Origin of the sequence: Sphaerisporangium rubeum, assembly GCF_014207705.1 — a bacterium.
Taxonomy (GTDB): Bacteria; Actinomycetota; Actinomycetes; order Streptosporangiales; family Streptosporangiaceae; genus Sphaerisporangium; species Sphaerisporangium rubeum.
This window is the reverse complement of the sequence record NZ_JACHIU010000001.1, coordinates 1,179,594-1,200,142: the sequence shown is the minus strand read 5'-3', so window position 1 is coordinate 1,200,142 and position 20,549 is coordinate 1,179,594. Positions and strand designations below refer to the sequence as shown.

At 67.1% G+C, this 20,549-nt stretch carries 20 protein-coding genes and 1 pseudogene; 7 read left to right on the top strand and 14 right to left on the bottom strand.

What is annotated here, in order from left to right; all coding sequences use genetic code 11:
• Nucleotides 1–2 precede the first annotated feature (2 nt).
• Nucleotides 3–1,235: an SGNH/GDSL hydrolase family protein gene (locus BJ992_RS05010; protein ID WP_184978762.1), complete on the bottom strand. Its 1,233-nt coding sequence runs from the start codon at nucleotides 1,233–1,235 to the stop codon at nucleotides 3–5.
• 183 nt (nucleotides 1,236–1,418) lie between these two features.
• Here BJ992_RS05010 and BJ992_RS05005 point away from each other — a divergent pair, with 183 nt between their 5' ends.
• Nucleotides 1,419–2,369, top strand: a complete 951-nt coding sequence (locus BJ992_RS05005) for an SDR family oxidoreductase (protein WP_184978761.1) — start codon at nucleotides 1,419–1,421, stop codon at nucleotides 2,367–2,369.
• Here the strand turns inward: BJ992_RS05005 and BJ992_RS05000 are convergent.
• Nucleotides 2,322–2,837, bottom strand: coding sequence for a PaaI family thioesterase (locus BJ992_RS05000; RefSeq protein ID WP_184978760.1), 516 nt, complete (start codon nucleotides 2,835–2,837; stop codon nucleotides 2,322–2,324). The two genes, BJ992_RS05005 and BJ992_RS05000, sit on opposite strands and share 48 nt — an antisense overlap.
• Before the next feature lie 351 nt (nucleotides 2,838–3,188).
• On the opposite strand from BJ992_RS05000, the gene glnII reads away from it, so the two are divergent.
• Nucleotides 3,189–4,205, top strand: coding sequence for a glutamine synthetase (gene glnII / locus BJ992_RS04995; protein ID WP_184978759.1), 1,017 nt, complete (start codon nucleotides 3,189–3,191; stop codon nucleotides 4,203–4,205).
• Between the two features lie 53 nt (nucleotides 4,206–4,258).
• Here the strand turns inward: glnII and BJ992_RS04990 are convergent, their stop codons facing one another.
• The 7 genes from BJ992_RS04990 to BJ992_RS04960 all read right to left on the bottom strand — a co-directional run bounded on the left by BJ992_RS04990 (nucleotide 4,259) and on the right by BJ992_RS04960 (nucleotide 9,844).
• Complete coding sequence (locus tag BJ992_RS04990; RefSeq protein ID WP_184978758.1) at nucleotides 4,259–4,885, bottom strand: ATP-dependent Clp protease proteolytic subunit; 627 nt, start codon at nucleotides 4,883–4,885, stop codon at nucleotides 4,259–4,261.
• A complete protein-coding gene (locus BJ992_RS04985; RefSeq protein ID WP_184978757.1) occupies nucleotides 4,882–5,523 on the bottom strand; it encodes an ATP-dependent Clp protease proteolytic subunit in 642 nt (213 codons plus the stop codon). The genes BJ992_RS04990 and BJ992_RS04985 overlap by 4 nt, the downstream gene beginning before the upstream one ends.
• A 153-nt stretch (nucleotides 5,524–5,676) precedes the next feature.
• Nucleotides 5,677–5,961 (bottom strand): chaperone modulator CbpM, encoded by a 285-nt coding sequence (locus tag BJ992_RS04980; RefSeq protein ID WP_184978756.1) that lies wholly within the window; start codon nucleotides 5,959–5,961, stop codon nucleotides 5,677–5,679.
• Entirely contained in the window at nucleotides 5,958–6,857 is a 900-nt protein-coding gene (locus tag BJ992_RS04975; protein ID WP_184978755.1) for a DnaJ C-terminal domain-containing protein, read from the bottom strand. The genes BJ992_RS04980 and BJ992_RS04975 overlap by 4 nt, the downstream gene beginning before the upstream one ends.
• A gap of 6 nt (nucleotides 6,858–6,863) precedes the next feature.
• Nucleotides 6,864–7,364: a nucleotide exchange factor GrpE gene (locus BJ992_RS04970; protein ID WP_184978754.1), complete on the bottom strand. Its 501-nt coding sequence runs from the start codon at nucleotides 7,362–7,364 to the stop codon at nucleotides 6,864–6,866.
• Between the two features lies 1 nt (nucleotide 7,365).
• The gene (gene dnaK / locus BJ992_RS04965) at nucleotides 7,366–9,231 is read right to left on the bottom strand and encodes a molecular chaperone DnaK (RefSeq protein ID WP_184978753.1); all 1,866 of its coding nucleotides are present in this window, start codon (nucleotides 9,229–9,231) and stop codon (nucleotides 7,366–7,368) included.
• Between the two features lie 121 nt (nucleotides 9,232–9,352).
• Complete coding sequence (locus BJ992_RS04960; RefSeq protein WP_184978752.1) at nucleotides 9,353–9,844, bottom strand: ATP-binding protein; 492 nt, start codon at nucleotides 9,842–9,844, stop codon at nucleotides 9,353–9,355.
• 267 nt (nucleotides 9,845–10,111) lie between these two features.
• On the opposite strand from BJ992_RS04960, the gene BJ992_RS04955 reads away from it, so the two are divergent.
• Nucleotides 10,112–11,014, top strand: a complete 903-nt coding sequence (locus BJ992_RS04955; RefSeq protein WP_184987604.1) for a helix-turn-helix domain-containing protein — start codon at nucleotides 10,112–10,114, stop codon at nucleotides 11,012–11,014.
• A gap of 128 nt (nucleotides 11,015–11,142) precedes the next feature.
• Nucleotides 11,143–11,688 (top strand): type 1 glutamine amidotransferase domain-containing protein, encoded by a 546-nt coding sequence (locus BJ992_RS04950; RefSeq protein WP_184978751.1) that lies wholly within the window; start codon nucleotides 11,143–11,145, stop codon nucleotides 11,686–11,688.
• A 67-nt stretch (nucleotides 11,689–11,755) separates the two neighbouring features.
• Here the strand turns inward: BJ992_RS04950 and BJ992_RS04945 are convergent, their stop codons facing one another.
• Nucleotides 11,756–12,061, bottom strand: coding sequence for a YciI family protein (locus BJ992_RS04945; protein WP_221474693.1), 306 nt, complete (start codon nucleotides 12,059–12,061; stop codon nucleotides 11,756–11,758).
• A 321-nt stretch (nucleotides 12,062–12,382) separates the two neighbouring features.
• Between BJ992_RS04945 and BJ992_RS04940 the strand changes: the two genes are divergently transcribed.
• Nucleotides 12,383–13,270 (top strand): sugar kinase, encoded by an 888-nt coding sequence (locus BJ992_RS04940; RefSeq protein WP_184978749.1) that lies wholly within the window; start codon nucleotides 12,383–12,385, stop codon nucleotides 13,268–13,270.
• Nucleotides 13,271–14,867: 1,597 nt separating this feature from the next.
• Here the strand turns inward: BJ992_RS04940 and BJ992_RS32555 are convergent.
• From BJ992_RS32555 to BJ992_RS04925, 3 genes and pseudogenes are all read right to left on the bottom strand, one after another.
• Nucleotides 14,868–15,065 (bottom strand): annotated as a pseudogene (locus BJ992_RS32555) (cold-shock protein); the annotation flags it as partial.
• A 132-nt stretch (nucleotides 15,066–15,197) separates the two neighbouring features.
• Nucleotides 15,198–15,380 carry a DUF397 domain-containing protein gene (locus BJ992_RS04930; protein ID WP_184978748.1) on the bottom strand — a complete coding sequence of 61 codons (183 nt, stop codon included), beginning with the start codon at nucleotides 15,378–15,380 and terminating at the stop codon, nucleotides 15,198–15,200.
• Entirely contained in the window at nucleotides 15,362–16,171 is an 810-nt protein-coding gene (locus BJ992_RS04925) for a helix-turn-helix domain-containing protein (RefSeq protein ID WP_184978747.1), read from the bottom strand. The genes BJ992_RS04930 and BJ992_RS04925 overlap by 19 nt, the downstream gene beginning before the upstream one ends.
• 331 nt (nucleotides 16,172–16,502) lie before the next feature.
• On the opposite strand from BJ992_RS04925, the gene BJ992_RS04920 reads away from it, so the two are divergent.
• Nucleotides 16,503–16,934: an ATP-binding protein gene (locus BJ992_RS04920; protein WP_246497007.1), complete on the top strand. Its 432-nt coding sequence runs from the start codon at nucleotides 16,503–16,505 to the stop codon at nucleotides 16,932–16,934.
• Between the two features lie 83 nt (nucleotides 16,935–17,017).
• Here the strand turns inward: BJ992_RS04920 and BJ992_RS04915 are convergent, their stop codons facing one another.
• A complete protein-coding gene (locus BJ992_RS04915) occupies nucleotides 17,018–19,516 on the bottom strand; it encodes a GcvT family protein (RefSeq protein ID WP_246496522.1) in 2,499 nt (832 codons plus the stop codon).
• Between the two features lie 72 nt (nucleotides 19,517–19,588).
• On the opposite strand from BJ992_RS04915, the gene BJ992_RS04910 reads away from it, so the two are divergent.
• A complete protein-coding gene (locus BJ992_RS04910; RefSeq protein WP_184978745.1) occupies nucleotides 19,589–20,506 on the top strand; it encodes a phosphotransferase in 918 nt (305 codons plus the stop codon).
• Nucleotides 20,507–20,549: the final 43 nt, after the last annotated feature.

The window sequence follows — 20,549 nt, the reverse complement described above, 5'->3', positions numbered from 1 at the left end:
GGCTAGTCGCGGAACAGTTCCAGGTCGAAGGCGTCGGCGATGGCCTTGTTGCCGGCGTCGTTCGGATGGACGTGGTCGCCGGAGTCGAACTCGGCGCGCAGCCTCGTGGGTTCCGACGGGTCGCGGGTGGCGGCGTCCAGGTCGGCCACGGCGTCGAACTCGCCGCCGCCGCGGATCCAGCGGTTCACGTCCTGGCGTGTGCGTTCGTTCTCCGGCGTGAAGACGAACGAGCCGCCGATCTGGGTCAGTGTGCAGCCGATGATCCGCAGGCCGTGCAGGTGCGCGCGGCCGATCAGCGTGCGGTACCCGGCGATGATGTCCTCCGTCGTCGCCTGCTCGCTGTCCGGCATGCCTGGCATCGAGCCGAAGATGATGTCGTTGCCTCCTTCGGACAGGACCACCCAGCGCGCGCCGGGTCTGGCGAGGACGTCGCGGTCGAAACGGGCCAGTGCGGCGGCGCCGAAGCCGTCGGTCTCGCGCAGGAGACGGTTGCCGGCGATCCCCATGTTGATCACCGCGCGTGGCGGCAGGTCGTGCCGCGCGGCGAGCCGGCGGGCCAGTCGTGACGGCCACGGTGTGTCCGCGCCGGGTGTGGTGCCGGCGCCGTCGGTGATGGAGTCGCCGATGGCGACGATGGTGGCGGCCGTGGACGGTGCGAGCACGTCAATGCCGGTGAGCCACAGGTAGGACGTGAACGCGGTGGCGTCGCGCAGGTGCCGTGCCGCGGACTGGTCGCCTGGCGCGAACCATGCCGTGCGCAGGCCGAGTTCGTGGGTCGTCGGGGTGACCTCCTCGCCGGGGATGTACAGCGAGACGACGAGGTCGGTCTGTGCTGGTACGTCGTACTCGATGGGGTCGCTGTGGATCTGTGCGCCGGTCGGCAGTACCACGGTGGTGCGGCCACCGAAGGTGAGGTGGCGTGCGCTGCCGTCGCGGGTCGCGGTTCCGCTGTCGTGGAGCGCGACGCGCGCGGCCTCGACGCGTACCGGCGGGTGGCCGAAGGAGTTCGACAGCGCTACGCGGACGGCGCTGCCGCCTACGGTGGTGCGCGCCACCATGCGTACGGTCTGCGCACTGATCTTCGTCGGTGCGGCGGCCGGTTCGGCCTGGAGATCCCCCACCGGTGCGTCACCTGCGGTGGGGTCGTCGTCCGGCGGTAGCTGCGGTCCTCCGCCGGATTCGGCGGGTCGCGCCAGTTGCTGCGCCGTGCCCCAGGTGGCGATCCAGTTGCTCATGTCTGCGGCCTTTCGTCGCGGACGGGGCCGTGTCGGGCTTCGTTCTCGACACGCAGACTGGGGCAGGCCGCTGGCATCGCGCGCACACGGCGCTGGCACGGCTCCGGCCCGGCCGGTCAGGTGCCTGCTGTGACGGCTTTCAGATGACAGTGACTGACATCGTACTCTGTGGAGGGGATTCTCATGCGTGTTCTCGTCACCGGTGCTTCCGGGTGGTGCGGGTCGGCGCTCGTTCCCGAACTGATCGAGGCCGGCCACGAGGTCGTGGGGCTGGCGCGGTCGGACGCTTCGGCGGCGGCGCTCGACGCGGCCGGGGTCCGGGTGGTTCGGGGAGACCTCGACGACCTCGGTACGTTGCGGCGCGAGGCCGAGGCGGCGGACGGGGTGATCCACCTCGCGTTCAAGCACGACATCGCGTTCAGCGGGGACTACCAGGGGGCCGCGGACGCGGATCGAGTGGCCGTCGAGACGTTCGGGGAGGCGCTCGCCGGGTCCGGGAGGCCGTTCGTCATCGCCTCCGGGGTCGGGGGGATCGCGCCGGGACGGGTCGCGACGGAGGCGGACTGGCCGGTGGAGCAGGGGAATGGCGGGGTGCACGGACGGATCGCGACGGCGCGGGTGGCGCTCGGGTACGCGTCACGTGGGGTGCGGTCGTCGGTCGTGCGGCTGCCGATCGTGCATGGTGAGGGGGATCCCGGGTTCCTCGCGGTGCTGATCGGGATCGCTCGGGAGAAAGGGGTGTCGGGGTACATCGGGGACGGGACGCAGCGGTGGCCGTTCGTGCATCGGGACGACGCGGCTTCTCTGTTCCGGCTCGCGGTGGAGAAGGCTCCCGCCGGGTCGGTGCTGCACGCGATCGCCGACGAAGGGGTGGCGTTGCGGGAGGTCGCCGAGGTGATCGGACGGCATCTCGGGGTGCCGGTGGTGGCGGTACGGCCTGAGGACGCGGCGGGGCATTTCGGGTGGCTGGCCGGGTTCCTCGGGACGGACGGCGCGGCGTCCAGTGCGGTGACGCGGGAGATGCTGGGGTGGCGGCCCACGCAGATCGGGTTCATCGACGATCTGGAGAAGGGGCACTACTTCGCGTCAGGTGGGGCGGATGACGAGGCAGCTGCTGGTGGCGGTGGCCAGTAGGCGGCCCGTCCTGTCCTGAAGTCTCGCTTCCGCGAGAGCTGTGCGGGTGCCGAGGTGGGTGACGGTGCCGGTCGCCGTCACCCGGCCGGTCCCGGTGGTTATGGGACGGAGGTACTTCACGATGAGGTCGAGAGTGGTGTAGGCGACGCCTGCCGGGAGCATCGAGTGGACGGCGCAGCCGGCGGCCGAGTCGAGGAGGGTGGCGAAGACGCCGCCGTGTACGGAGCCGATGGGGTTGTAGTGGTACTCGGCGGGGGTGAAGGCGAAGACGGCGTTTCCGGGGGTCACTTCTTCCAGGTCGAAGCCGAGGGCTATGGCTATGGGGGGTGGGGGGACGGTGCCGTCGATGATCGCTTTGAGTGTGGTCATGCCGTCGAGGTCGCGGCCGGCCGTCGCGGTGATCATGGGGTCGTTCCAGGTGTACTGGCGGTGGCGGGAGGGTGCGTCGAGTTGTTCCGGGGTGGACATGCGGGGGTCCTCCTGGGTCGGGGTGAGGTGCTCACGGCAACTCTGCCATAGCAGAGTTCGGAAATGAGACGCAGGTTGTGGCCGGGGTGGGTGGTCGCCGGGTGTGGGTCGCTGGATCGGCGGGTTGCGGACGGTGGGGTCCGAAAACTGGGTTGGGGGTCGGTACGCCGGGTGGGGAAGGGATGGGGAAGTCGGGGGTTTAGCTGGGGGGACTTGTGAGGGAGGACACGTAGGGTCCTGGGACCATTTCACATGGTGTTCATACATGGGCAACAGGTGGGAAACGGGGGGTTGACAGCGTCGGCGTTGCGCTTCGCGTGTTGTTGCCCGAGAGGTTGAGAGGGATCGACAGTGACCTACAAGGCCGAGTACATCTGGATCGACGGGACCGAGCCGACGGCGCGGCTCCGGTCCAAGACCAAGATCCTTGCGGATGGGGCCGAGCTTCCCACCTGGGGGTTCGATGGGTCCAGCACGAACCAGGCGCCGGGTAAGGCGTCGGACTGTGTGCTGAAGCCGGTGTTCGTGTGCCCGGACCCGATCCGTGGCGGGGACAACGTGCTGGTGCTGTCGGAGGTTCTGCTGACCGACATGACGCCGCACCCGACCAACACGCGCGCGAAGCTGACGCCGGTCGCCGAGCAGTTCGCCGCGCAGGACTCGTGGTTCGGCATCGAGCAGGAGTACACGTTCTTCAAGGACGGCCGTCCGCTGGGGTTCCCCGCGCCGCAGGGCTTCCCGGCGCCGCAGGGGTTCTACTACTGCGGGGTCGGCGCGGACGAGGTGTACGGCCGCGAGATCGTCGAGGCGCACCTCGACGCGTGCCTGGAGGCGGGGCTGGCGATCTCCGGCATCAACGCCGAGGTCATGCCGGGTCAGTGGGAGTTCCAGGTCGGGCCGGCGGGGCCGGTGGCGGTCGCGGACCAGCTGTGGGTGGCGCGGTGGCTGCTGTACCGCATCGCCGAGGAGTTCGGGGTCGCGGCGACGCTGGACCCGAAGCCGGTGAAGGGTGACTGGAACGGCGCGGGCCTGCACACCAACTTCTCGACGCAGGCGATGCGGTCGTCGTACGACCCGATCATCACGGCGTGCGAGGCGCTCGGCACGAAGGCGCAGGAGCACATCACGGGGTACGGCGCGGACATCGAGCACCGGCTCACCGGCATGCACGAGACGGCGCCGTGGAGCGAGTTCAGCTACGGCGTGTCGGACCGCGGCGCGTCGGTGCGCATCCCGTGGCAGGTCGAGGTCGACAAGCACGGCTACATCGAGGACCGGCGGCCGAACGCGAACGCCGACCCGTACGTGGTGACCCGCCTGATCGTGGACACCTGCTGCTCGGCCCTGGAGAAGGCCGGCCAGGTCTGACCCGAAGAGACGTGGCAGGGGGTGCGGCGCGGCACCCCCTGTCTTTTCTCATGTCATGAGCGTTTGCGGTTCTCGAAGACGTCGTCCACCAGGCCGTACGCCTTGGCCTGGGTGGCGGTGAAGATCTTGTCGCGTTCGATGTCGGCGCGGACGGTCTCGACGGGACGGTTGGAGTGGCGCGCGACGAGTTCCTCCAGCATGGTGCGCAGGCGCATGATCTCGCGGGCCTGGATCTCGAGGTCGCTTCCCGTGCCGAAACTGCCTTCCATGGACGGCTGGTGGAGCAGCACGCGTGACTGCGGCAGCGCGGCGCGTTTGCCGCGGGTGCCGGCGGCGAGCAGGACGGCCGCGGCGGAGGCGGCCTGGCCGATGCAGACGGTTCGGACGTCGGGTCGGACGAACTGCATGGTGTCGTAGATGGCGGTCATGGCGGTGAACGAGCCGCCGGGTGAGTTGATGTAGAGGCTGATGTCGCGGTCGGGGTCGAGGGACTCCAGGGTGAGGAGCTGCGCCATCACGTCGTTGGCCGAGGTGTCGTCGATCTGCACGCCGAGGAAGATGATGCGGTCCTCGAACAGCTTGTTGTAGGGGCTCATCTCCTTGACGCCGTAGGAGGTGCGCTCGGTGAACGTCGGCATGACGTAACGGCTGTGGATGGGGATCACTTCGGCGTCGCTCATGACACGGGGCCGGCGGACGGGATGTTGCGCGCGGTGGCGACGACGTGGTCGACGATGCCGTACTCCTTGGCCTCTTCGGCGGTGAACCAGCGGTCGTGGTCGGAGTCGGCCTCGATGCGCTCCAGGGGCTGCCCGGTGTGCTGCGCGATGAGGCGGGCCATGGTCTGCTTGGTGTACAGCATCTGCTCGGCCTGGATCCTGATGTCGGACGCGGTGCCGCCGATGCCGCCGGAGGGCTGGTGCATCATGACGCGGGCCCGCGGCAGGACGTACCGCTTGCCGGGGGTGCCGGCGCAGAGCAGGAACTGGCCCATGGACGCGGCGAGGCCCATGCCGACGGTGCAGACGTCGTTGGGGACGTATTCCATCATGTCGTAAATGGCCATGCCGGCGCTCACGGAGCCGCCAGGTGAGTTGATGTAAAGGAAAATGTCGCGCTGCGGGTCTTCCGCGGCGAGCAGGAGCAATTCACCACAGATGCGGTTGCCTATTTGGTCGTCGACCTCCTGTCCGAGGAAGACAATGCGTTCTCGCAGGAGCCGCTGGACGACGGGTTCATAGGGGACCACAGGGGCGATGTCGCTGGTGGTGGTGGCGACGACGCGGCCGAACGAGTGGGGACGCGGGGAGACGATCATGAGATCTGCTTCCTTTCCCGAAGGTCGAATACGGCGTCAACACTTCCAGAAAAAGGACCTGATCGGCACGCGTTTCACCGTCGGCACATTTTCGCGCAAAGCGGATTACGCGTCGCGCGTATTACGCCGTGAACGGATTTTCATTGACATTTCCTACAAATGCCGGGCCCGCTGGAGCGCCGCCTCCAGCTCCGCGACCCGGTCGAGCAGATCCATGACCAGCCCGAGCGCCGCGTAGTTGACGCACAGGCCCTCGCGGAGCCGTTCGATGCGGCCGAGCACGATGAGCTGCGACGGCGCGAACCGCAGGTCGGGGCCGCCGAGCGGGTCGATCAGGCCGAGCGCGACCAGGCGGCGCACCTGGTCGGGGTGCAGTCCCCCGGCTCTGGCGAACTGCTCCAGGCTCAGGCCGGGAAGCCGGATGAGCGCGGTGGTCACAGGCTCCTCCTCGGGTCGAAGGCCGACACGTCGGCGAGCCGTTCCAGCAGCCGGCGTTCCTCGTCGGTGAGACGCGGCGGCACCACGATCCGCGCCTCGGCGTACAGGTCCCCCGGCCCCGCGCGGGGGCTCGGCAGGCCGCGTCCGCGCAGGCGCAGGCGGCGGCCGCTGGACGTACCCGGCGGGATCTTGAGCTTGGCCTCGCCACCGGGGGTGTCCAGCGCGACGGTGGCGCCGAGCGCGGCCTCCCACGGCGTGAGCGGCAGCGACACGTACAGGTCGCGGCCGTCCACGCGGTACCGGGGGTCGGAGATCCTGACGTTCAGGTACAGATCCCCCGGCCGGCCCGCGTCGACTCTGCCTCCCTGTCCCGCGAGGCGGATCCGCTGGCCGTCGGTGACGCCGGCCGGGATGTCGACCCGCAGGTCGCGTGCGCCTTCCGGGCCGGTCAGGGTGATGTGGCGGCGGCCCCCGTGGTACGCCTCGCCGACCCCGATGGTGATCTCGGCCTCCTGGTCGAGGCCGGCTGCCGGTCCCCAGCCGCCGCCGAACAGGTCGGCGAAGTCGATGTCGGGGCCGAGACCGCCGAAACCGGGGGCGGCATGACGTCCGGCACCGGCACGCGGGCCGCGCCGGGCCCTGGCCCACGCCTCGGGGTCCACATCCTCAGGCACCGAGCGCCAGTCCGGGCCGAAGGCGTCGTACCGGCGCCGTTTCGCCGGGTCGGACAGCACGTCCCAGGCCTCGGCGATGTCCTTGAACCGCTCCTCCGCGCCGGGGTCCTTGCTGACGTCGGGGTGATGGGACCGGGCCAGCTTGCGGTACGCGCGCTGGATCTCCTCCCGGGTCGCCGTCCGCGGCACCCCGAGGACCTCGTACAGATCGCGGGCCGCCACGGTGCCTCACTCCTGCGCCATGGCGACCAGCACCGCCGCCGGACGCAGCTCGCCGTACCCCGGCCGCACCACCTCGGCCACCGTGCCAGGCGCGGCGTCCCCCGCCGGTACGGTGCCGACGGCCTCGTGCACGGCGGGGTCGAACGGCACCCCTGTCTCGTCGCGCCGAGGGTACCCGAGGCGGGCCAGCAGCGCCACGGCCTGGTCGCGCACGGTCTGCACGCCTTCGATGACACCCCCGGGCTCGGCGTCGGCGAACCGCAGCGCGAGGTCGAGGTTGTCCAGGACGGGAAGCCATTCGCGCGCGGACCGCACCCGTTCCTCGGCGCGGATCCGCTCGGCGTCCCGCAGGAGCCGTTTGCGCATGTTGTCCAGGTCGGCGACCGCGCGGAGCCACTTGTCCTCCATGTCGGCGAGCTTCGCCGCGGCGGCCTCCAGGTCCTCGTCCGGCCCCTCGGTCCCCTGCGCCTCGGCCACCAGCGGACGCTCGTCGTCGTGGCCGTTCACGTCACTCCTCGGTGAACTCGGCGTCGATCACGTCCTCGTCGCCGGCCCGCGTCCCCGCCTCGGCGCGGCCCTGCTCCGGCGGACGCGCGAGGCTCTGGTCGACCTGCCGCAGCTCGGAGGTGAGGTCGCGCAGCCGTTCCAGCGGCGCCTCCTCCCGTACGGCCCGGCGCGCGTCGGCGACGAGCTGCTCGGCACGGGCCTTCTCGTGCACGGGGACCGTCTCGCCGAGCTCGGTGAGACGCCGTTCCACCTGGTAGGCCGCCGCGTCGAGCAGGTTGCGCGCGTCGACGGACTCACGCAGCCGGGTGTCCTCGGCGCGGTGCTGCTCGGCGTCGCGCATCATGCGGTCGATCTCGGACCTGTCGAGGTTGGAGCTCTCGCTGATCGTGATGCGCTGCTCTCCCCCGGTGTCCTTGTCCTTGGCGGTGACGTTGAGTATGCCGCTGGCGTCCACGTCGAACGTCACCTCGATCTGCGGTTCCCCGCGCCGTCCCGGCCGGATGTTCTCCAGCCGGAACCGGCCGAGCGCGCGGTTGTCCGCGGCCCGTTCCCGCTCCCCCTGCAGCACCACCACGTCCACGGCCGACTGGTCGTCCTCGGCGGTGCTGAACGTCTCGGTGCGGCGCGCCGGGATCGTGGTGTTGCGCTCCAGGACCCTGGTCATGACGCCGCCGAGGGTCTCCACGCCGAGCGACAGCGGGGTGACGTCCAGCAGCAGGACGTCCTTGACCTCGCCTTTCAGCACGCCGGCCTGGATGGCGGCGCCGTCGGCCACCACCTCGTCGGGGTTGACCGTCATGTTGGGTTCCTTGCCGCCGGTGAGGCGGCGCACCAGTTCCTGCACGGCCGGGATGCGGGTCGAGCCGCCGACGAGAATGACCTCGTCGATGTCGTCAGGGGTCAGTTTGGCGTCCGTCATGGCCTGCCGCACGGGGTCCTTCGTGCGTTCCACCAGGTCACGGGTGATCTCGTCGAACGTGGAGCGCATGAGGGCGGTGTTGAGGTGTTTCGGGCCGTTGGCGTCGGCGGTGATGAACGGCAGGCTGACCGTGGTCTGTGTGACGGACGACAGCTCGACCTTGGCGCGTTCGGCGGCCTCGAACAGCCGTTGCAGGGCCTGCGGGTCGCGGCGCAGGTCGATGCCCTCGGTGCGCTGGAACTCGTCGGCCAGGTGGTCCACGACGCGCCGGTCGAAGTCGTCGCCGCCGAGGTGGGTGTCACCGGCGGTGGCGCGGACCTCGATGACGCCTTCGCCGATGTCGAGGATGCTGACGTCGAACGTGCCACCGCCGAGGTCGTACACCAGCACGGTCTCGGCGCCTTTGCGGTCCAGGCCGTACGCCAGCGCCGCGGCGGTGGGCTCGTTGATGATCCGCAGCACGTCGAGGCCGGCGATGCGGCCGGCGTCCCTGGTGGCATGGCGCTGCGCGTCGTTGAAGTACGCGGGGACCGTGACGACCGCCTCGGTGATCTTCTCGCCGAGGAACTTGGAGGCGTCGGCCACCAGTTTGCGCAGCACCATCGCGGAGATCTCCTCCGGCGCGTACAGCTTCTCCCCCACTTTGAAGCGGACGGCGTCGTCGGGGCCGGGGACGACGTCGAACGACACCGCGTTGACCTCGCTGCTCACCTCGTCGAAGCGGCGGCCGATGAAACGCTTGGCGGAGTAGATGGTGCCTTTGGGGTTGAGGATGGCCTGGCGGCGGGCCAGCTGGCCCACCAGGCGTTCACCCGCGGGGGTGAAGGCGACGACCGAGGGGGTGGTGCGTTCGCCTTCGGCGTTGGGGATCACGGTGGGCTGACCCTGCTCCGTGATCGCGATGACGGAGTTGGTGGTACCGAGGTCGATACCGACTGCTCTGGCCATGATCGCTCCCTCTCCCCACGATGAAACGGTGCGGCTGCGGGGGGAGGCCAGGACTCATCACCACAGTACAACCACCCGGATCGGGGCCGCGGACCAGGTCAGAGCCTCGCGGAGCGGCGCGTCAGGCCGAGGTGCGGTGGTGGGACGGGAGAGGTGTGGGGAAGCTGGCCCAGACGAGTTTGCCGTGCGGCAGGGGGTGCCAGCCCCAGGAGGAGCAGAGGGTGTCGATCAGCCACAGGCCGCGGCCGGACTCGGCGAAATGGTCGGCCGTGGTGAGGATCGGGGGGTGGTCGGCGGAGTCGAGGACGGCGCAGACCAGGTGCGCGGAGCGGTGCAGGAGGCGTACGCCTTGTGGCGGGCCGGCGTGACGAAGTGCGTTGGTGACCAGTTCCGAGACGACCAGGCGCGCGTCGGCGGAGAGTTCGGCGAGGCCCCAGGCGGTCAGGGTCTGCGCGGTGAAGTCGCGTGCCTCCTTGACGGGGGCTCCGGTGTGGCCGAGTTCCCGCAGTTCGGCGCCGGCGGGGCCGCAGAGGGCCGCCTCCACCGAAGGGAGCAGCCACCAGGGGGCCTCGCCCCTTATGACCGCCTGCCGGCGTACCGGTTGAGCCGTCATCACGTCCTCACTACGTCGCGGCCCCGCGAGTGCGTGGTCGACGCGGGAGGATCAATCTTTCTCCACGCACGATGCATATGCAAGAACATCTGCACGTGCAAACTCATAACTTTCCCTACAGAACACCGGTATAGGTCACTGTGCGTGGTTTACCCGACCTGAGTAGTAAGGATGCCCTATGGGGTAGTCGCCAGACCCTCCGCAGCGTCAAGATTGAACATTGAAAGACTTCTCCATCATGGTTCCAGGGAGCGAAGACGCATGGCCATGCCACTCGGCCAGGACGACAAACCGGACATACCCTCCTTAGTCCGACCCGGAGGCGGAGGCCCCACCGCGCTGCGCATCCTGCTCGGCGCGCAACTCCGCCGGTTGCGCACCACCCGTGGCATCACCCGCGATCAAGCAGGCCACACCATCCGCGCGTCAGAAGCCAAGATCAGCCGGCTGGAGCTCGGCCGCGTCGGCTTCAAGGACCGCGACGTCGCCGACCTGCTCACCCTGTACGGCGTCACCGAGGCCGCCGAACGCGACACGTTCCTCCAACTGGCCAGGCAGGCCAACGCACCCGGCTGGTGGCACAAGTTCAGCGACCTGCTCCCCAACTGGTTCGAGCTGTACGTCGGCCTCGAAGAAGCCGCGTCCGTCATCCGCACCTACGAGATCCAGTTCGTCCCCGGCCTCCTCCAGACCCCCGACTACGCACGTGCCGTCATCAAGCTCGGCCACTACGGCGCCTCCGCCGACGAGATGACCCGCCGCGTCGACCTGCGCATGGCCCGCCAGCAACGCGTCACCCACCCCGGCGGCCCCAAACTGTGGGCCCTCGTGGACGAGGCCGCGCTGCGCCGTCCCCTCGGCGGCCCCGGCGTGATGCGCGCACAGGTGGAACACCTGCTGGACATGGCGGCCCGGCCCAACATCACCGTGCAGGTCGTCCCGTTCGGCCAAGGCGGCCACTCGGCCGCCGGCGGCCCCTTCAGCATCCTGCGCTTCCTGGAAGGCGACCTGCCGGACGTCGTGTACATGGAACAGCTCACCAGCGCGTTGTACCTGGACAAACGCGAGGAGACCGACCCGTACATGAAAGTCATGGACCATCTGTGCGTGGAAGCCGCCACCGTCACCGAGTCGCGCCGCCTCCTCAGCTCACTCCTCGACGAGTTCTGAGTTTTCCCCCACCCACCAGGTACGTCCGTGGCCGCCGTCCCGTGACCGCGGCCACCCGCGCATACCCCGCGCGCCAACGGGCACGGGTTCATAGAGCAGAAAGGAACCGCAGCTCAAAGGAGTGACTCATGCTTCAGGGTAAGAAGATCGCCTTCCTCGTGGCGTCCCAGGGGGTGGAGCAGGTCGAACTCACCGAGCCATGGCGCGCCGTCGAACAGGCAGGCGGCACCCCGCGTCTGGTCTCCACGCACACCGGCCGCGTCCAGGCGTTCAACCACCTGGACAAGGGTGACACCTTCCCGGTGGACACCACCGTCCAGGACTCCGGCCCCGCCGACTTCGACGGCCTGGTGCTCCCCGGCGGCGTGGCCAACCCCGACTTCCTGCGCATGGACGAGGACGCCGTCCGTTTCGTACGCGGCTTCTTCGACGCAGGCAAGCCCGTGGCCGCCATCTGCCACGCACCGTGGACTCTCATCGAGGCCAAGGTCGTAGGCGACCGCGCCGTCACCTCATGGCCCAGCCTCAAGACCGACCTCACCAACGCCGGCGCCGCCTGGACCGACCAAGAGGTCATCGTCTGCACCAACGGCCCGAACAAACTCATCACCAGCCGCATGCCGGACGACCTCAAGGCCTTCTGCCAGGCCATCGTCGACGCCTTCGAAGACTGACGTCGCCGCTCGACGAGCGGCCACCCCGGGCCGCCTCAGGAACAACATGAGGCGGCCCGCCGGCACGTCAACTGGCGGGGTCGTACTGGAAGGCACGAACCTCCTGCGCGCACCGGCACGCGGCCGCGATCTTCGCGGCCCACTCCCGTGCCGCCTCGTGCGACGGCAGCTCCAGAACCGTGTACCCGCCTTCGATCCGCCGCGTCTGCGGATACGTACCTTCCGTCACCGTCCCGTCCCCGTCCACCATGACCGGCGGAACGCTCTCGTCGATACCCCCACCGAACACCCAGACCCCTGCGTCCTTCGCCTCCCGCACCACAGCGTGCGCCGCGTCGGCGACCGCCGGCAGTTCCTCCTGGGAAACGACCATTGCGTCACTCGGGAATGAGATCAGGTACTTCGTCATCACTTCGACCCCTTCGTCGTTTTTCCGAGATCCACCTCATCCTTACCGAAACCGAAGCAAGATCACCGCTTATCCCACGATCACTGTCGACCAGCACACCGGCGGACAGGAACGCTGCGGCTCGTGGAGTCGCACACCTTCGCCACCGATGTGCCGCACCGCACACTTCGTTCGCACCGACAGACAGGAATCACGCACTTCGTTGTGAGCCCCTCCGGTCTCTGCCATGCTTTCCGCCATCAAGCACCGCAGATGCACGAGTCCGCCTGGCACGAAAGATCTGACATGACCGACGTGTTCACGCTCGGAGAGGCCGTCGGCATCATCACCGCCGAGCGCATCCGTCACGACATGGACGTCCGCCTCGACATCGGCGGCCCCGAGTTGACCACCGCCGTCGGCCTGGCCCGGCTCGGCCACTCCGTCACCTGGCTCGGCCGCGTAGGCGCCGACGAACTAGGCGCACGCATAGTCACCGTCCTCCGCGGCGAAGGCATAGACACCACCCACATCCAGACCGACCCAGGCGCCTCCACCGGCCTCGCCATGCGTCAACGCCGCATAGGCCGAGCCGGCCACGTCGTCCACTACCGAGGCGGCAGCGCCGGCTCCCGCCTCGGCCCCGGCGACATCCCGGCCCGCGCCGTACAGTCCGCCAAAATCCTCCACGTGACCGGCATAACCCCCGCTCTGAGCGGCACCGCCTGGAGCGCCGCACACCACGCCGTGAAACTCGCCAGAGACTCCGGCCTGGCCGTCTCGGTCGACGTCAACTACCGACCCCAACTCTGGATAGACCGCCAAGAAGCCGTAGAAGCCCTCAACGAACTCGCCACCGGCGCCGACGTCCTTTTCGCGAACCAAGAAGAGCTCCAACTCATCGAACCCACCATTGGAACGATCCGCGAACTGGTCGTCACCCGAGGCAGCAAAGGAGCCAGCAGCACCGTCAACGGCATGCGCTACGACGCACAGGCGGCCCCCGTGACCGCCGTAGACCCAGCCGGCGCCGGCGGCGCCTTCGTAGCCGGCTACCTCAGCGGCGTCCTCGAAGAACTCCACCCCACCGACCGCCTCCGCCGCGGCTGCGCCTTGGCCGCCTTCACCATCGCCAGCCAAAGCAACTGGCAGGGCCTCCCCACCCGCACGGAGCTACCCCCGCTGACCTTCTGATCTGTACCCCTCAAATCCCGCGACGGCTCGCAAAAGGACGGACCCCGTCAGGTACCCACATGCCCCTGCGTCAGTTGGCGCCGGGAAATGCGCCGTTGCAGTCTTCGCACCGTCGCTCGGCGTATCGGCCCAGGTTGCCGCTCTCGGCCCATGCAGGACTACCTGGACTGATACTGGTCCATAAGCCTGGACGAGGTTGGCGAATCGCCCCCCAATCGCTCTCCATGATGTCCGGTGTCGCGGTGTGATTACACCCGTTAGGCAAGTGCGCGTACCGCTTAGGCGAGATCAGGATCTCAGAGGGGACGAACCTCCTCACCTGTACACCAGAGCAGGAGCACCCCAAGCCGACTTTCAGATCACACCGTTCGCAACGCGTTTCTGCCACCCGGACATTATTGACAATCCACACGATGCTTGGCAGTGAGTTACGCAAGTGCTCCGAGGGAAGTTCCCGTACAGCGTTGGGGGCGAGTACGCCGACGATCAGTTCGGCTTCCGGGTGGACGAGGAGATAGTTGGGGGATGAAGCTGCGGGCTTTGCGTACCTGGTCATCAGTACCGGGAAACGATGGTTCGGGCGGTCAAGCTTCGCCAGCACGCTGTCGCGTCAGTTCACCTCATGATGACGTGAGATCAAGGAGGATGTGCATGTTGGGTGGAGTCGTCCGGTTCGCCTGCAAAGAGAGTCCAGCGCCGAGACCTTCGAGAAGATCCGCAGCAGAGAGCCGGGAACCATGGTATACGCCTCTCACCGGGGCGACGGCCAGCCACCCGGTCGCAGGACAACACAAACCATCACACGCAGGTACCGGAGTCATGCACACCTGGCGTGAACCCCCGAAAGCCGGTCGACCGTGTTAAACGCGCAGTCGGCGAGCTCCCCGGTGTTTACAGCGTCCAGAAAGAACTCTCCCGAACTGGAGGCCACACGTCGGTGCAGTGAACCCGGGTACTACATGCAAAGGCGCTATTCACTTCCCAGTACGCGACTTGAAGGTGTCTCTCTGAACTCTCTTGCCTCTTCTCGGACTCCAAACGCCGCAGCAGCCGCAGCTGGATCTTTCCTGAGAATCGGGTTGGACTCCAGATATTGTAGCTCTACCAGAGTCAACTCTCGAATTCTAAGTTCTGATTCGGTCTTAACAATCAAGATCGACCCAATCTGAATAACCGCCGCCGACGTCTTCTCTAACTTCTCGATCAGGTTGGCGACAGCATTTAGATTGGTCTCGTTAATTTCCGCTTGGCGACGCTGCAACTGGTCGAGCTCGACTGCACGCGCAGCCTTATTAACAACCCCCTCAAGGCCCGCCTCCGCGACCTCATCATTAGCGCGAGCTATCATCCGCTTAAACCACGATCCGAGTACAGGTGGATAGTCGATCTCGACCTTAAGACCTGCCTCCTTAAGCACCTCTCTAACTGCGGTCTCCACCTCCAACGAGGCCGCTTCATTTTCAAGATAGATCGAGACGGTCACTTCGCCGACAAATGATCTCGGCTTCGGCGGCAGAGGTCTATAAGTAGACCTATCCACAGGTGGCCGTCCAGAATGCGCGCCTTGGATTTCAGATTCCCGAGTTCCAACTGCAGCCACAAGCTGAACTTCCTCGGCCTGCGGCCCACTTTCCCCAACTGATATGTTGAATTCGACGCGCTGCCCTGGTTCGAGAGATCGGTATCCTTCCTTTAGGATTGCCGAGTAATGGACGAACACATCTTTGCCACCGTCTACCGTAATGAAGCCATAACCCTTATCCGGGTTAAACCACTTCACAGTTCCTTTGGCCATCCAGACCTCTCCGCTCTTAATACAGCGAACTAACAATCCTGCCTGTAGCACGGCGAGCAGGATTCCAGCACGAGACAAGAATTGTCACGTGAGACTCATATTAGAAATCGAGGCCTAATGATCTCCCACAATTCAGACAGTCCTCAGCGTATCCAAGAAGAGCATCCAGTCGGTGGCAGGGAACACCAAGGCCGGGCCGGTTGGGTTCTTGCTGTCGCGGATCGCGATGCGATCGGGAAGGATCGCGACCTCCACGCACTGGCCTTCCTGTGCCGAGTAGCTCGACTTGCGGAACATCAGCGTAGAGTCTTCCATTGCTCCTCGATCACCTTCCGGCTCTGAGTTGTTGGCAGGCTTTCGCTCCGCAGGTGGTCGAAGAACATCATCGTCCGGTCGACCGTTCTCGGATCTGCTGTAATGCTAGACAGGCCAGCGGCCTCGATGGAGACATATCGGGTTTCGTCTACCTCGATGATGATGAAGCCCGAGCTGACGCCAACGGTGGTACGTACACCCGTGAGGGGGACGACCTGGATACTCACGGTGGAGTGCTCCATCATGTCGAGCAGGAACGCCAGTTGGTCGATCATGATTTCGCGGGAGCCTATCTCGCGGTGGAGTGAGGACGCGTCCAGGACGGCGAACACGGACGGGGGGTCGTCGGAGTCGAGGATCGTGCGACGTGCGAGGCGGGAGTTGACGCGGGCTTCCACTTCGGACGGCTTGACCATGCCGCCTTGGAAGATGACTCTCGCGTAGTCGGCCGTCTGGAAGAAGCCTGGGATGATCGCTAGATCGTAGGACCTGATGATCGATGCCTTGGGTTCCAGGTCGAGGTACTTCAGGAACCACTCCGCGACTCCTCGCCGGCTCTCGAAGAGGGACAGGTAGCGGGTCAGGAAGTGGCCGTCGAGGGTGAACACGGTGTCGAGTTTTCCGGCGATCTCGCGGTGGGGGTTTCTGGCACCTAATTCGATCTTGGACAGGTGTCCCTGGGTGATCTGCAGCTTCGCCGCGAGGGCTTCTTGGCTGAGACCGTGACAACGGCGATATTTTCTTACCTCTTGCCCGAATTGTGCGGCAGGGGGATCTGGTGGAGTAGTCATTCTCAGTCCAATTCAGGCGTGGGACCGGAACTGATAACTCCATAGAAGCATGATTCGGTCTCGCTTGACGACCTGTTGACCGTGAAATCTGGACTCGCTCGCGGGATGTTTGAGGCATGCCGAATGTCATAGAGAGCCGACGGCGGGGGTGCAGCCACTCCTCGATTTGGTTCCGATGGGAACTACAGACCCCTGAGTCCCCTTCCTCGCTTTACCGGAACAATCAGCCCGATCTGGGCAATTCATCGAGAGGCTGGGAATGGCATGGAACTGACCTGATCAGTACCGGAGCCGGCAAGGCGTCCCGACTCCGGGAAGGGTCGTGAGGGGCATGAATCTTCTCGGCAAGATCGATCTTCAAGGACGGAGCAGTTGGGTCAAGGTGGCCCGGATGTACGTGCGGTCGGTGCTGTACCGGGCTGGACGGAAGGATGTGGACGACGTCGAGACCCTGGTCAGCGAGGTCTTCACGAATGCGGTTCGGCACTCGGAGTCGGGACGGAGGCCGGGTGGAGTGGTGACGCTGTGCGTGTACGACGACGGGGAGACCGTGCGGGTCGAGGTGACCGATGAGGGGTCGCCGGACAGCGTTCCGAGGATTCCGGAACGGTCCGGGCTGTTCGACGAAGGCGGCAGAGGACTGTGGATGGTCCAGGAGTTGTCCTCGGCGTGGGGATGGGGACAGCACACCAATGGACGAACGGTGTGGTTCGAGATACGGACGGCGGACTGCTTGCGCGACGGACCTCAGGGAGTGAGGTGAGGGTCGCCTTAAATAAAACAGCGCCGAAGGCTCCATTTCGGGGACGGTGCTGCTACTTCCATAAATGCCGATTTGGCTGGCCGCTACATGCTGGGGAGGTGGCGGATGCGGGAGTTGGTGGGGTCGTACGGGGGGGTTTTGGTGATGGTGGCGGGGATCCAGGTGCCGGTTACGCCTACTTCGACGAGGGCTTCTGGGGCTGTCGTGGGGAGGTAGGCGTAGGCGATGGACTTGTCTACTCGGTGGCCGTAGCCGCCGCTGGTCACTCTTGAGGTGGGGTGGCCGGCGACTCTTACGGGTTCGCCGCCTAGGCAGATTTGGGTGGGGTCTGCGAGGACGAGGCAGTGGAGGGTTTTGGTTGGGGGGGTGAGGGCTTGGCGGCCCAGGTAGTTCTTGGTTCTGGAGAGGGCGAAGGTGAGGCCGGCTTCGTGGGGGGTGGTTTCTGGGGTTATGTCGGAGCCCCAGATTCGGTAGGCCTTTTCGAGGCGGAGGGAGTCGAGGGCTCGGTAGCCGGCGGGGCGGAGGCCTTTGGGGGTGCCGGCTTCTGTCAGGGTGTCCCAGAGGGTCAGAGCGTATTCGGTGGGGCAGTAGAGTTCCCAGCCGAATTCGCCGGTGAAGGTGACTCTTTGGGCCAGGACGGGGATGTTGCCTACGGTGATCTCTCTGGCCTGCATGTAGGGGAAGGTGAGGTCGTCCTCGGTGAGGTCGCTGAGGATGGACAACGAGTTGGGGCCCCACAGGCAGTAGCAGGCGTAGGCGGAGGTGACGTCCTGGACGTCGAGGCCGTGGGTGCGTAGCCAGGTGGCGTCGTGGACGCCGAAGGCTGTGCCGGTGATTATGCGGAAGCGGTCGGGGGCGAGGCGGGTCACCGTGACGTCGGCTTCTATGCCGCCTCGGTCGTTGAGCATCTGGGTGTAGACGATTGTGCCTACGGGGCGGTCGAGGTCGGCGGCGCAGAGGTGTTGGAGGGTGGCGAGGTCGGTCACCTCTAGTTTGGCGAAGGAGGTCTGGTCGAAGAGCGCGGCGGTGTCTCGGGTGGCGAGGCATTCGGCGCGGATGGCGGGGGACCAGTGTTTTCCGGCCCAGCCGGCGGGACGGAAGCGTTCGCCGTCGGAGGTGTCGCCGAGGTGCGGGGATCCGTTCGCGGAGGTGACGTTGCCGGGGGCTCCGTCGGCGGAGGTGGGTTCGGTGGCGTTGCCGGAGGTGCGGGTGGCGGGGAGGTCGAACCAGTTGACGCGTTCCCAGCCGGCTTTTTCGCCAAAGGCGGCGCCTAGGGACTGGTGGCGGGGCCAGGCGGGGGAACGGCGGAGGGGTCTGGCCGCGGTGCGTTCTTCGCCGGGGTAGATGATGTCGTAGTACTTGCTGTAGGAGTCGATGGCTTTGGTGCGGGACCAGCGCCGGCTGCTCGCGTGTGCGGGGAAGCGGCGGATGTCCATGCCGAAGGTGTCGTATTCGGGGGTGCCGTCCACTATCCACTCGGCCATTACCTTGCCTACGCCGCCTGCTGCGGCGAGGCCGTGGACGCAGAAGCCTGCCGCCACCCAGAAGCCGGTCACCGGGGTTTCTCCGAGGAGGAACTCGCCGTCCGGGGTGAAGGCTTCCGGGCCGTGGACGACCTTGGCGAAGGCTTCGGGGGTGTCGCCGTCGGGGACCACCGTGGTCAGGTCTGGGATCCGGCGGGTGGCCGACTGCCAGGATTCGGCGAATTTCGGCATGTCGGGGGGGAAGAGGGTGCGGGGGGTGGTGAGTGGGGTGGGGGTGTCCCAGATCTGGGGGGTGCGGATGTAGCCGCCGACCAGAATGCCGGCGGATTCCTCGCGGAAGTAGACGATGTTGTCGGGGTCGCGGACGGTGGGGGTGGTCGCGGGGACGCCGAAGGGTGGGGTGACGACGTACTGGTGTTTTATGGGGACGATGGGGATGTCCACACCGGCCAGACGGCCGATTTTCCCGGCTGCGGCGCCTGCGGTGTTGACGACCGTGGGGGTGCGGATGAGCTGGTCCCCTACGCGGACGGCGGTCACTTGGCCTTCGTGGACGTCGATGCCGGTGACCTCGGCGTCGGTGATGATCTGGACGCCTAGTTTCTCGGCTCCTGCGGCGAGGGCTCGGACCAGGCCGGCGGGGTCGAGCCAGCCGTCGCCGGGGAGCCAGAGGGCCGACAGGACGTCGGTGACGTTCAGCAGGGGGAGCATTTCCTGCGCGGCGGGGCCGGACAGGAGTTCCATGTCGAGGCCGTAGGTCTCGGCGGCGCCTGCTTGGCGGAGGAGTTCTTCGTGGCGTTCCGGGGTGGTGGCGAGGCGGAGGCCGCCTACGCCGTGCCAGCCGGGGTCGAGGCCGGTCAGGTCGGCGAGTTCGGGGTACAGACCGGCGGAGTACATGATCATGCGGGTCTGGGTGACGGTGGAGCGGAGCTGGCCGACGAAACCGGCCGAGTGCCAGGTGGTGCCTTCGGTGAGGTCGTGGCGTTCCAGTAGGACGATGTCGGTCCAGCCGAGCCGCGCCAGGTGGTAGGCGACGGAGCAGCCGGCCACGCCGCCGCCGATCACTACGGCTTGGGCTTCGGCAGGAAGTTGCATCATTTCTACTCCCCTGTAACAAGCCACCCAGAAAATCGGATCAATGGTCTGAAGGTAGACCAAAGGAGGCACAGCGTGCCAGATGCGCTCGCTCCAGCCCTGGAGCTGGTTGCCGCCTGGGCCGGCCGCCCGGTGTCCCATACCCGGATCAAGGGGGGATTGAGCCACCACATCGTGCGCGTCGAGAGCGACGCCGGTGATCGCTGGCTGCTCCGGGTGCTGGATCCGCGGGTGTCGGCGGCGGGGCTCGGGATACCGCTCGATCTGGAGATCGCCAACACGGTGTGCGCGGCGGGGACGGGGGTCGGCGCGGATGTGCTGCTGCGGCTGCCGGGTGCGGTGCTGCTGGAGTACATCGACGGGGTCACGCTGGACGCCGCCGCGGTGCGGGATCCGGGGATGGCCGAGGGGATCGCGGCGGCGTGCCGGCGGTTGCACGCGGGGCCGGCGTTCGCGACGGACTTCTCGATCTTCCGTAAGCAGGAGGAACTGCTGGCGACCTGCCGTGCGCACGGGTTGAGCATCCCCGCGGGGTACGAGGACTGGCTGCCGCTGGTCGGCGAGATCGAGGCGGCGCTCTCGCGGCACATGCCGGCCGCGGTGCCGTGTCACAACGATCTGCTGCCGGAGAACTTCATCTTCGACGGCTCGGCGGTGCGCATCGTCGATTACCAGCTCTCCGGGAACAACGACCCGGCGTTCGAGCTCGGCGACATCGCCGCCGAGGCGGACTACGACCCGGACATGGTGGCGCGGCTGACCCGTGCCTACTACGGGGACGAACGGCCGGCCGCGCGGGTGCGGCTGTACCTGGCCATGTCCAACCTGACGTGGACGCTGTGGTTCGGCGTCCATCACGGTCTGCTCGCCGAGCAGGCCGCCGCCGCGGACTTCGACTACGACGCCGAGGCCGCCGACAAGTACGCGCAGGCGGTGCGTGATCTGTCGGACCCGGGGCTCGGCACCTTGATCGACCGAGTACGGGGTGGCTGACCTCCCCGCACAGGCGTAATGTCCACTTCCACCTCGTCACCCC

Bases quoted from the DNA above. Each gene is read 5' to 3' on its own strand.
- BJ992_RS05010 (WP_184978762.1), bottom strand. From the start codon at position 1,235: ATGAGCAACTGGATCGCCACCTGGGGCACGGCGCAGCAACTGGCGCGA.
- BJ992_RS05005 (WP_184978761.1), top strand. From the start codon at position 1,419: ATGCGTGTTCTCGTCACCGGTGCTTCCGGGTGGTGCGGGTCGGCGCTC.
- BJ992_RS05000 (WP_184978760.1), bottom strand. From the start codon at position 2,837: ATGTCCACCCCGGAACAACTCGACGCACCCTCCCGCCACCGCCAGTAC.
- BJ992_RS04990 (WP_184978758.1), bottom strand. From the start codon at position 4,885: ATGAGCGACGCCGAAGTGATCCCCATCCACAGCCGTTACGTCATGCCG.
- BJ992_RS04985 (WP_184978757.1), bottom strand. From the start codon at position 5,523: ATGATCGTCTCCCCGCGTCCCCACTCGTTCGGCCGCGTCGTCGCCACC.
- dnaK (WP_184978753.1), bottom strand. From the start codon at position 9,231: ATGGCCAGAGCAGTCGGTATCGACCTCGGTACCACCAACTCCGTCATC.
- BJ992_RS04960 (WP_184978752.1), bottom strand. From the start codon at position 9,844: ATGACGGCTCAACCGGTACGCCGGCAGGCGGTCATAAGGGGCGAGGCC.
- BJ992_RS04955 (WP_184987604.1), top strand. From the start codon at position 10,112: ATGCCACTCGGCCAGGACGACAAACCGGACATACCCTCCTTAGTCCGA.
- BJ992_RS04950 (WP_184978751.1), top strand. From the start codon at position 11,143: ATGCTTCAGGGTAAGAAGATCGCCTTCCTCGTGGCGTCCCAGGGGGTG.
- BJ992_RS04945 (WP_221474693.1), bottom strand. From the start codon at position 12,061: ATGGTCGTTTCCCAGGAGGAACTGCCGGCGGTCGCCGACGCGGCGCAC.
- BJ992_RS04940 (WP_184978749.1), top strand. From the start codon at position 12,383: ATGACCGACGTGTTCACGCTCGGAGAGGCCGTCGGCATCATCACCGCC.
- BJ992_RS04930 (WP_184978748.1), bottom strand. From the start codon at position 15,380: ATGGAAGACTCTACGCTGATGTTCCGCAAGTCGAGCTACTCGGCACAG.
- BJ992_RS04925 (WP_184978747.1), bottom strand. From the start codon at position 16,171: ATGACTACTCCACCAGATCCCCCTGCCGCACAATTCGGGCAAGAGGTA.
- BJ992_RS04920 (WP_246497007.1), top strand. From the start codon at position 16,503: ATGAATCTTCTCGGCAAGATCGATCTTCAAGGACGGAGCAGTTGGGTC.
- BJ992_RS04915 (WP_246496522.1), bottom strand. From the start codon at position 19,516: ATGATGCAACTTCCTGCCGAAGCCCAAGCCGTAGTGATCGGCGGCGGC.